Origin of the sequence: Quyinboa ferrireducens (genome assembly GCF_042436675.1) — a bacterium.
GTDB lineage: Bacteria > Bacteroidota > Bacteroidia > Bacteroidales > UBA5342 > JBHJHP01.
Map to the genome: position 1 here is coordinate 659,599 of NZ_JBHMVA010000001.1, position 11,681 is coordinate 671,279.

4 protein-coding genes are annotated in these 11,681 nt (G+C 31.2%); 3 read left to right on the forward strand and 1 reads right to left on the reverse strand.

Annotated elements, in window-relative coordinates; all coding sequences use genetic code 11:
- Positions 1-31: 31 nt before the first annotated feature.
- From ACE01N_RS02490 to ACE01N_RS02500, 3 genes are all read left to right on the forward strand, one after another.
- Entirely contained in the window at positions 32-3,769 is a 3,738-nt protein-coding gene (locus ACE01N_RS02490; RefSeq protein WP_380584471.1) for a glycosyltransferase, read from the forward strand.
- A gap of 254 nt (positions 3,770-4,023) precedes the next feature.
- On the forward strand, positions 4,024-6,486 hold the full coding sequence (locus ACE01N_RS02495) for a right-handed parallel beta-helix repeat-containing protein (protein ID WP_380584473.1): 2,463 nt from the start codon (positions 4,024-4,026) through the stop codon (positions 6,484-6,486).
- 79 nt (positions 6,487-6,565) lie between these two features.
- Positions 6,566-10,852 (forward strand): right-handed parallel beta-helix repeat-containing protein, encoded by a 4,287-nt coding sequence (locus tag ACE01N_RS02500; RefSeq protein WP_380584475.1) that lies wholly within the window; start codon positions 6,566-6,568, stop codon positions 10,850-10,852.
- 399 nt (positions 10,853-11,251) lie between these two features.
- Here ACE01N_RS02500 and ACE01N_RS20675 read toward each other — a convergent pair whose 3' ends face one another.
- Positions 11,252-11,530 (reverse strand): IS1/IS1595 family N-terminal zinc-binding domain-containing protein, encoded by a 279-nt coding sequence (locus ACE01N_RS20675; RefSeq protein ID WP_438826940.1) that lies wholly within the window; start codon positions 11,528-11,530, stop codon positions 11,252-11,254.
- Positions 11,531-11,681: the final 151 nt, after the last annotated feature.

Consider the following 11,681-nt stretch of genomic DNA (forward strand, 5'->3'; position numbering starts at 1 on the left):
AGTTCATAAAATATTGATTTTTGTATAGGATTTGTTTTTTAATATAATGATGACAAACAAGGTTAACAGGCAGGTTAAACCAAAAATTAAAGAGCTTATAATCTCTAAATTGCTGATAATATTTGGGATATACTCTGCTGTGTTTTTTATGATATGGTTGATGGATGCTTCGTTCAGACAGAATAATTTCCTATATGTTATTATCATTTTGTCTTTTGCATATAAGGTTACTTTATTAGTTATTGAATGGTTTTTAATCTGGCACCCGTCAATTCCTGATAAGCCGGCATTAAAAACAGATTTCACTGTTGATGTGCTAACAACCTACGTAAAAGGGGAACCCAAAGACATGGTTAGGAACTCCCTTTTGGCAATTAAATCAATAACTTATCCTCATGAAACCTTTTTGTGTGATGAGGCCGATGATCCTGACCTAAAGGAATTTTGTGCTGAACACAATATACATCATGTAACGCGTGAAAAGAAGATAAACGCAAAAGCCGGGAATATAAATAATGCGTTACAAACAGTTGCAAAAGGTGATATTGTTTTAATTCTTGATCCTGACCATGTTGTCTATCCTAATTTCCTGGATGAAGTTCTTCCATATTTTGAAGATGAGAAAATGGGGTTTGTTCAGGTAGTTCAGGCCTACTATAACCAATATGAAACAATAATTGCTAAGGCAGCAGCAGAGCAGACATATCAATTTTATGGACCTGCTATGATGACTTTAAATAGCTATGGTGCTGTTCCGGCAATAGGTGCAAACTGTACTTTTCGAAGGGCAGCTCTGGATAGTATTGGAGGTCATGCACCTGGCCTAACAGAGGATATGCATACAGCATTAAGATTAAAGGCAAATGGCTGGAAATCTGTATATGATCCGGTAATTGTTGCGAAAGGACTGGTTCCCTGGAATTACTCAGGATATTCGTTACAACAACTTAAATGGTCAAGGGGCTCTTTTGATCTTTTATTCAACGTTTTTCCAAAAGTGGCAAAAAATCTTTCATGGGCTGAACGATTGGCCTTTCTTACCGTTCCATTATTCTACTTTTCTGGTATTGTTGCACTTTTTGATTTCTTAATACCAGTGTTTGCATTATTGGCAGGGTTGATACCGATTAATTTACATGTATTTGATTTTTTTATTTATTACGTCCCATTGTTTGCGATTTCTCAGATTATCCGTTTCTATCATCAAAGATGGTATTTTGAAGAGCATGAAAAAGGGACTGCAATTCTCGGCGGCATATTATTCAAATCCACATGGTGGGCCACAATGCTTGGGTTTATTTATTCTCTTATAAAAAGAAAGGTTCCTTATATTCCTACACCAAAAGATAACAGGCTTGAAACACCATGGAAGCTGCTGATTCCGAATTTTTCAATAATTGTTTTGTCATCCGTTGCAATTGTTTATGGTCTTATCCACGACTTTACTCCTTTTTCTTTGTTTATGGCTTTTTTGGCCCTTTTAAATATTTTGATATTGAGTTTTGGGAACTTAATGGCTATGCAAAAACAAATCGTGTTTGTACATAATTTGCTGAAGGGATCATTTATCACAAAGAACAGTTCTACAAGACGCTTTACATTTAAGGTGAAGCATTATGCATATAACATATTTAGTAAGAATTATTTAGTCTTTGGAGGCCTGTTTTTTTTAGTTATTTTCAATATTGCCATTTCAAAGGTAGAGTTTTCCAGATTGCCTTACTTCATTGTAGATACTAAAATTGGGCAAAAGGCTTTGGCTATTATTGGAATAAAGTACAGCTCAACAAATGAAAAAAATTACGGACAATTATATTATGGAATAAATAACGAAAAAGGGCTTAGGTTTTATGATTCTTCGGTTGCATTTATTAAAAGTGAGTTCTATTTGAATCAGGACAATAAAACTTCTTTAACACAGTTTCTTGATAGCTGCTACTCTAACAATATTATTCCGTTTTTATCATTATCAGTGGATACATCAAATGTAGTGTTTGCTGGTGGAGATAGCAATATCCTGACTTTAAAGCAAATTTATAATGAGATTAAATATCGTTACCTTCCAATAGTTATTATGTTTGACCGTAACATGAAAGGAGTATCACCGGAAGTTTATGATAGGATGTTCAAACAATCCTATTTTATGGCTGATTCAATGGCTATAAATACTATAATTACCTGGGTTTGGCATTCGAGCAATATAGATGAAGACAGTAGGTTAATATATTATTGTAATAATAGAGATAATCAGAATATGATTGACTGGATATTTGATGACCATGAAGTTGCTACTTTTTCAGATAGTATTTATTATGGAATGGAAAGAGCGAATATTACAAAACCATTGTTGATAAAGGGTTCAAATGTTCTAAGAAATAAAGAAAATAAATTAAATAATAGTATTTATAAGAGGGGTAATGTTGTTGCCATACTTCAACCCGAACATCAGCACTCAGGTAAATTAGCCTACAATTTAACTCAGGTGTTTAAGAGACCAGAAGAAAAGGAACGAGATGAGGTAAAAGTCACTAAATATGTTAAAGGGGTAGTTTATAATTCCGGAAATGGTTGGAATAACAATAGTACAACATTACCTCTGACAGTAAATAAATTGAGAAAAGATTTTGAGTTGATCAATGAAATGGGGTGCAATACTATTAGGATATCACATGAATCAATTTATAATTATAATATATTAAAAACTGTAAAAGAGTTTGATCTTGATGTTTTATATGGATTTTCTCTTGCTAGTACAATCAACTATTTCAATGATACACTAAAACTAGAAGAAAGAAAACAGGAGATATTAAAAACTGTAAGAAAGTATAAAAATAATCCTTCTATTTTAGCATGGGAGTTGGGAAATGAAACGTGGTATTTTTTGAACAGGTTGTTTGGGCAGCCCTATTTGAATGTAGTTAGGACATCTTACTTTAAGTTTATAAATGAGCTTGCAACCGAAATAAAGCGAATTGATCCTGACAGACCAGTTTACACTGTTGAAAACCAGATCTCTGCAAGTATGTACTCTATTGCGGAATATGCCCCTCAAATTGATTTTTTCGGAATAAACTCGTATTATGGGAGTATTGATAAGTTACAGGAGATGGCCCAGCGCAATCTGGACGGGATGCCTTATTTAGTTACAGAATATGGGAACACAGGTTATTGGAATACAGAATTAAATGATTTTGATGTTAATCATCGAATTTTAGAACCAACAAGTATGCAAAAGGCAAATGAATACGCTATAAGTTGGAATATCATCGCTGCTGACAGGAAAAATAATCTTGGGGGAGTCGCATTCTGTTGGCAGGATAAGTATGAATACCTTGCAACCTGGTATGGAATAATTGATATTTTTGGGAATAAAAAACCAGCCTACAATGCTTTAAAAGAAGCATATTCAAGTTTATCCGAAGAAGAATTGCGAAATCAATTTCCGATATCTGAATTTAAGATTTATGCTCGCATTAATAATGCTATAAAGAATAAAGTAGATGTTGAAGCTTTTTCTGTTAAAAATGTTAATAGTATGAAATTACAGTATAAATGGATTGTATATACTGATATTGTTTATACCGATCATTATTTTGACAAAACTAAAGTATTTTACAAGATTACAGAATCTGATTTTGAATATGGTAGAACGGATTTTTCATTAACGTTGCCTGATGATAATGTTCCCTATAGAATTTATCTTTATGTTAAAGATGATTTAAATAACGTAATTACGGAATCTTTACCATTATTTCGTGCTGGGGAATAATGCATTATATTAATTTGAAAAAGGAATAAGTGATCTTTGTAAAAATCTTTTGGAATTCATTGATTAGTTAAATGCATTCTATTCTGATAGTATCATTAAGCATCTTACTAATAATATTAATAGGTATAGAAATAATATACTATAAAAACATCTGGTTAAGAATCAGTGAAATTTTAATGTTAATTTAGCAGAATTACTTTGAATTTACTATAATTTAACATAAATTTGTTTGATAATTTACATTATATATGACTATGAAGATTAAAATCATCATATTGGTTGCTTTAGCTCTCATAGCAAAAGAAACTTTTGCAATAAATTATTACGTTAGCAATGCTGGTAATGATTATTATAGTGGTAAAATAGAGTCAACACCTTGGAAATCCTTAAAAGGATATAAACTGCATGAACGATCTGCAGGAGATACAGTTTTTTTTAGGCGTGGAGATATCTTTACATATAATTTTAATGAAATGTTGAGTTTTTATGGAAAAGATGGTACGCTTGAGAATCCCATTGTATTAAGTTCTTATGGTGATAAAGACAAAGAAAAGCCTGTAATTAGTGGATTTAATCAAATATCTAAATGGGGAAAGTTAAACGATAGTATTTACTTTTCAACAATAAAAACAGTTGAAGATTTAAATTGTGTATTATTTGATGATAAATTACAGCGGATAGGCCAATTCCCAAATAATTCTTATTGCACTTTTGATTCTTCATTGAATGATAATAAAATTTACGTTAATTCTATTAATAAAGGTTTAAATTTTAACGGTGGCGAGATATCAGTTATGGCAAAAGAGTGGTATATGATGAATAGTAAAATTACCGCTTATAGTAATAACGAAATTTATTTTGATAATTTGGGAACAAATATCAGAGAGAAAAAATTTATTATTCAAAATCATATTAATACACTTGATCAATTAGGCGAATGGTATTTTACTAATGATACATTATTCATGTATTTCGGGAGCGAAGATCCGTATAATCACAGAGTTAAATATAGTGTGGTTAATAATCTTGTGGAGTTTGGAGGTGCTGATAATATTAAATTGGAAAATTTAATCTTTGAAGGAGCTAATAATAAAATAATCAATGGGAATGGTAATTTAAATGCACAGATTGAGAATTGTGAAATAAGATTTTCTGGAGGGTATGGTGTAACTATTAGTAACAATAATTCTCTGATCATTAACTGTAAAATACGAGATACACATGATAGGTCATTGGTCGTGTATGCAAGTAATGTAATTGTTAAAGGTAACTATATTTGCAATGCCGGTTTATCCCCTGGAATGGCAAGATTTTCAGGAGAAGAAGGTGTTGCTGGAGTTGTATTTTATAGCTATCCTAATTGTATTCTTGAAAATAATTATATTGATAGTATTGCTTGGTCAGGAATCCATTTTCGAGGCGACAATATCTTAATAAAAAATAATTATGTCAACCACTATTGCATTAGGAATAATGATGGAGGAGGAATTTATTGTGGTGGGTCATCGATAAATAATCTAAATAACAGACGAGTATTAGGGAATATAATACATATTCCTGAAGAAATTGACAACAAATATAATACAGAACATTATAATCATGGAATTTATTTGGACAATAAATCAACCGAAATAATAGTTGAAAATAATATCATTACAAATGCAACAAATGGTGGTATATTTATTCACGATGCCAATAAAAATATAATAAAAAATAATATTGTTTATAATTGTAGATATGGGATATCCGCTCAATCAGATTATATTGAGGACTGGTCCATGAGAGGAAATGTAGTGAAGAGAAATTTTATTTTTGCTAGTGATCAAGCTGTCAGATTTAGATTTTGGAGAGAGTCGGGAGAAAATATTGATAAAATTGAGCAATTTGGCATAATTGATAGTAATAGTTATTTTATACCCATTAATCAAAATGTATTTCATGTTAGAGACATATTTGATAAGACTTCAAATGAATATTCTTTAAGTGTTTGGAGTGAAAAATATAATTATGATAAGAATTCAAAGTTATATGAAGTAAAACCAAAACTTGTTTACAACAATGATAAAATAATTAAGGAGAAATTTTTTGCAGGATACATGGTAGATCCAGATGGAGACATGCATCATAATTCTGTTAAGTTAAATCCTTTTAAGGGACTATTGCTGTTACCAATTTCAACGGGTACAGTTGTGATAGATACACTGAGTTTAAAGAAAGGTTTAAATTATGTTAGTTTTGATAATATTTCATTGAATGATAATTTAAGTGAAATTTTTAAAGATATAATTAAATCCGGAGTAAGTTTAAAGATTATGGATGAGAAGGGCCGGGTTTTTGAGAATGCTGTAGATAATGAGATATATAATGAATTTTCAAATGAACTTGAGAACTTCCAAACTTTAAAAATTATTGTTGGCGAACCAGTCAAGGTAAAATATGAAGGGATGATTAAATCTACTAATAATTATCCTTTTGAGATTAATCTTGAAAAGGGTTGGAATATTTTGCCGTTTGCAAATAACGATACATTCAAGGTCGTACTTTTAAAAAGCCTATTGAAAGAACAAAAAGTAGAAAAAATAAGATTAATCGATCAAGAGATATATGATATTAATTATTCAGAAACTCAATGGATCAGTGATGTTTTGAATGATAATCTTCATAACGTGTCTGAAGTAAAGTTGAATGCCACATATAGTAATTTAATTTTGGAATAATTTTTGATGTTTTATAGTACGTATATATTAATTATTGAATGTCACTAATGTGTTTTTGTTGACCAATAGTTAGTTTTATATGAGCGGTAGATTTTTTGTTAGGAAATTATTAGTATTAAATATATTATTATTCCTTTTTGTAGTCAGATTATTTTCAGAGACTTATTATGTTAGTAATGGTGGGCAGGATTCCAATAATGGTTTAAGTCCATCTACACCTTTCAAGACTATAGCACGAATTAATCTGTTAGATTTAAAACCTGGAGACATAATTTTATTTAATAGGGGAAGTCTTTTTCATGGTACTTTATATTTGAGTGGAATTGGTGATAATACATCCGGTGTTATAATTGATTCATATGGTGAGGGTGACTTGCCTGTTATTTCAGGATTTATAGAAATTCGTAATTCATGGGAATATGTTGGTTCAAGTATCTGGAAAACAAATATTGCTGCAGCTCCTAATTTGAATCTGCTTACTATTGATGATTCTGTTTACCATGTGGGTAGATATCCAAATAGTGATATCTTAAAATATGAATCGGTGAATGGTAAGACTTCAATTACAGATGACGAGTTGCCCGTTGATAATAGCTGGCAAGATGCTGAATTAGTAATTAAAGAAAATAACTGGACATATTCAAGAAATGAAATTAGCAAGATAGAAAATAATACTATTTATTATGTTCCTTCTATTAATGATGGTGTTAGTCCTAGAGTGGGAACGGATTATGGTTATTTCTTTCAAAGGAGTATAAAAACATTGGACAAATTTGGAGAGTGGTATTATAATCAGGAAACAAATTATTTATACATATTTAGCGATATTAATCCAGATCTTTTTAACATAAAAGTATCTGATGTTAATTCCTTTCTGGTGATAAAAAATTCTCCCAATATTACCGTTAGGAATATATCTTTCCAAGGGGCTAATGAAAAGGCAATAGAATTTATGAATTGTGAAAATCTGAAAATTGAAAAATGTTCTGTTTCATATTCAGGAACAGATGCAATTTCAGGAGTTGGTGATTGTCCAAATTTTAATTTTAGTGAGAATGTTATTTATTGGACCAATGGACAAGCTTTAAGTTTTGGGAAATGGGGTGTGTTCAATAATTCAGTCATAAGTAATAATACGATAAAAAATACCGGGATTTATCAAGGTATGGGAAGCAAAACGGGAGGATATTCAGCAATATTCTTTTATGGTTATAGGGGGCAAATTATAAATAATTATATTAAAAATGTTGGTTACCTGGGGATATATTTTGCAGGAGAAGGAAATAGTATCAGAAATAATTTTATTAGTGATTTTTGTTGGATTTTAGACGATGGAGGAGGAATATATACTTTTCAGGATTTTGGAGATATTTCTTTAGTAGAAGAGGCTAGCAAAATTACAGATAATATAATTGTTAATGGAAATAAAGAAGGAACAACGCCTAATGGGATTTACAGTGACGGAATGGCAAATAATCTTCAAATTACAGGTAATACAATTGCTCATATGAATACTATGGGAATACATTTAAATCAGGCCAGAAATTGTTTAATATCAAATAATACATTATTTGATATTAAAACAAATCATTTTTCCATTGTAAATACAATACCAGAAGTTAACGTAAGTGATGTAGATATATTTTCAAATTTGGTCGTTACTACAGATGAATCACAAAAGCCGGTGAGGCTTTTAGATGGATATACTGATAATATTCTAAATTTTGGTGTCATTGATAGTAATACCTATGTTATTCCTTTCAGTAGCCCAGATTACTTTAAAACGTATATATATAATAATGGGGTAGGTCAAGGAGGATATTATTATTTTGATGACTGGAAGAGCCAAGGCTATGATTCCAATTCTCATTTAGCAGATATTGAATTTAGTGATTATACAGTAAATAGTATTATTGGGAATAATAAAATAGGCAATGGAACTTTAGATGCGAATATTGATGGTTTTTCTGTTAATACATCAGTTAATTCTTTTGAAGAATGGCAATATAATAATTCTTTGGATGGGGGTGTTCTAAAAACATATTTTACAGGGAGTTATATTTCCGGGGATTCTCATATGAATGTACGGATAGGGGCTATTGATAAAAACAAAAAGTACGTATTTAGAGTATCAACAATTGGGAGTGTAGATGAGCGACTAATACAGGTTAACTTAAGAGAAAGATACGGTACCTTCAAAAGAATTTCTAAGATAAGAAATATTAGAGTAAATAAAACCAGATCTGAACATGAAATAGTTTTTTCTCCTACAGATTCGTTTGATGATTGTATCCTATATTTTACCTGGAACCAGAATGATCAAACAATATATTGGGATAACTTTGAGTTATATGAAGTTGAGGTAACTGAGAATAGTATTGAAAAAAATATTTTGCTAGAATATAATAATTCAAATAATATAAAAAATATTTATGTGCCATATCCGGTAGAGGACTGCTTCGGGAATACTTATAGTACACAAATTGTTTTGCAACCGTATTCATCAATTGTTCTGATTGACAGAAAAGGAGAATTGAATCTGAATCCCAATTATGTGACCATAGATCAACAAACTTTTACTGTTGGAGATATCCAACCCGGAGATTTTATTGGGCAGATTGATGTTTCAACGGAGAGTGACGGAGCAGCAATTACATATACAATTGAAGATGGGAATAGTGATTGGCAATTATATTTAAATCCTGTAACTGGTAGATTGTACACTAATAATAATAATTATGATCCAACGAAAGATTTGAGTAGGGAAATTTTGGTTAAAGTAAATTTAAATGAAAATCCAGACATATTTGATACTGCTTACGTGGCAATTATTCAAAATAAGGATGGGATAGATAATGTTCCTCCTGTAATATTTACAGATAAGATTAGTATTGAGAATAGTGTTGCACCAGGTGAGTACTTAGGGCAAATAGAGGCAAGTGCTATAGAATCAGATCAATCATTAACGTATAGAATTATAAGCGGGAATGAGGATTGGCAGTTATATTTGAGCCCTAGTTCAGGGAAGTTATACACAAATAATAATAACTATAACTCCAATAGTAATCTAAGCAGAACTATTTTGATTCAGGTTACAGATAACGGGACCCCGGCACTTTCAGCAACAGGATATGTAATAATAAGCCAAATTACAAATAAAGCTCCTATAATATCAGAACAAGAGTTTGTAATAGATCAGTTAGAACAAGGTGATTTAATTGGGACAATCCTTGCGAGTGATCCCGATGAAGGGCAAAGTTTAACCTATTCTATAGAAACGGGTAATGAGACGGGTAAGTTCTGGTTAAGTTCTAGTAGTGGACGATTATATACTACCTCTAAATATGATCCAGTTCAGGATAACCTAAGTGGCACTCTGGTTATTAAAGTTACAGATAACGGGATCCCGGTACTTTCAACAACAGGACATATAATAATAAGCCAAATTACAAATGGAACTCCTATAATATCAGAACAAGAGTTTGTAATAGATCAGTTGGGACAAGGTGATTTGATTGGGGCAATCCTTGCGAGTGATCCCGATGAAGGGCAAAGTTTAACCTATTCTATAGAAGCGGGTAATGAGACGGGTAAGTTTTGGTTAAGTTCTAGTAGTGGACGATTATATACTACCTCTAAATATGATCCAGTTCAGGATAACCTAAGTGGTACTTTGGTTATTAAAGTTACAGATAACGGAACCCCGGTACTTTCAACAACAGGACATATAATAATAAGCCAAATTACAAATGAAGCTCCTATAATATCAGAACAAGAGTTTGTAATAGATCAGTTAGGACAAGGTGATTTAATTGGGGCAATCCTTGCGAGTGATCCCGATGAAGGGCAAAGTTTAACCTATTCTATAGAAACGGGTAATGAGACGGGTAAGTTCTGGTTAAGTTCTAGTAGTGGACGATTATATACTACCTCCAAATATGATCCAGTTCAAGATAACTTAAGTGGTATTTTGGTTATTAAGGTTACAGATAATGGAACACCAGTAAAATTTTCTTTAGCTACGATAACAATTATACAGGGAATCAGTAATAAATCTTCAAAGTTAAACAATGAGATTGATGGGGGACAGCAGACTTTCGAAAATGATATAACTAATAATTATAATATACTAATTTATCCTAATCCATTTAAGGAATATATTAATATAAACCTTGATATTAGATCGGATAAAGTTAGTGTTGATCTTACAGACATCAATGGGAATATTATGTTTACAGAAATATATCATAATGTAAATAGCCAATTGCATATTTCTTATAACTTGGGTTCTTTGTTAGAAGGAATATATATCTTAAGAATTGTTACTGATGATAATATTTATAAAAGGAGCATTCTAAAAAATTAGCCAGACTATAAAGTATTTATAATTAATTTGCAGGTATGTTATACTTGAAGGGAATAGATCTTTATGGATTTAATCTCTCGTTCTAATTTTGATTTAGATTTATACAAATAGGATAAAGTAACTATCAAAATAAATTTGGATTTTGATCAATATTATAACAGTTTGCCAGTTTCAAAATTATTAAAAAGATTATATTATTACTGTTTGTTTAAGTTATGAGATTAATATACTTGGGCCAAAATAGTTGGTGGAATTGATAAAAATTATTTGTAAAATACGAGAACAAACCCAAAGAGGAAACAGGCTCTGCGGAGGAGCAACCTGTCAGCAATAAGGTTTGCCAATTGGAATAAGAGCCTTTCATCGTTTGTGATGGAAGTCTTTTCTTATTCCTTTTGCTTATGGCTTAGAAAACCTGGGGTTCGATGATAAATATCCGTCAAAGTATCGCTTCAATGTCCGCACAGAATACCCACCTTCAGCTGAGATGATTTCCTGTGTTTGCTTTTGGAGAAACAAGTTCCGAAACCATATAAAACGATTAGATGCAGATACTCCCTTGTTGATTCTGGTAAAATAAGTACCACAATTTTTGCATAAAAATCGCTGCTTACCTGATTGAAACCCCCAGCGAATAACATCCAAACTACCACATGCCCAGCACGACTTTTTGGGCATCTTTTTAAAACAAAAAAAGTTAATTGAAACGTGTTTCAATTAACTTCTCTCTAAATATTGATAATACTGACAATTTAGAAGTTTTTACCAACTATTTTTGTCCATTATATCAGGTTCTACCAATTGGAACAAGAGCCTTTAATTGGTTGTG

Coding starts and splice junctions, on each gene's coding strand:
- ACE01N_RS02495 (WP_380584473.1), top strand. CDS start 4,024: ATGAAGATTAAAATCATCATATTGGTTGCTTTAGCTCTCATAGCAAAA.
- ACE01N_RS02500 (WP_380584475.1), top strand. CDS start 6,566: ATGAGCGGTAGATTTTTTGTTAGGAAATTATTAGTATTAAATATATTA.
- ACE01N_RS20675 (WP_438826940.1), bottom strand. CDS start 11,530: ATGCCCAAAAAGTCGTGCTGGGCATGTGGTAGTTTGGATGTTATTCGC.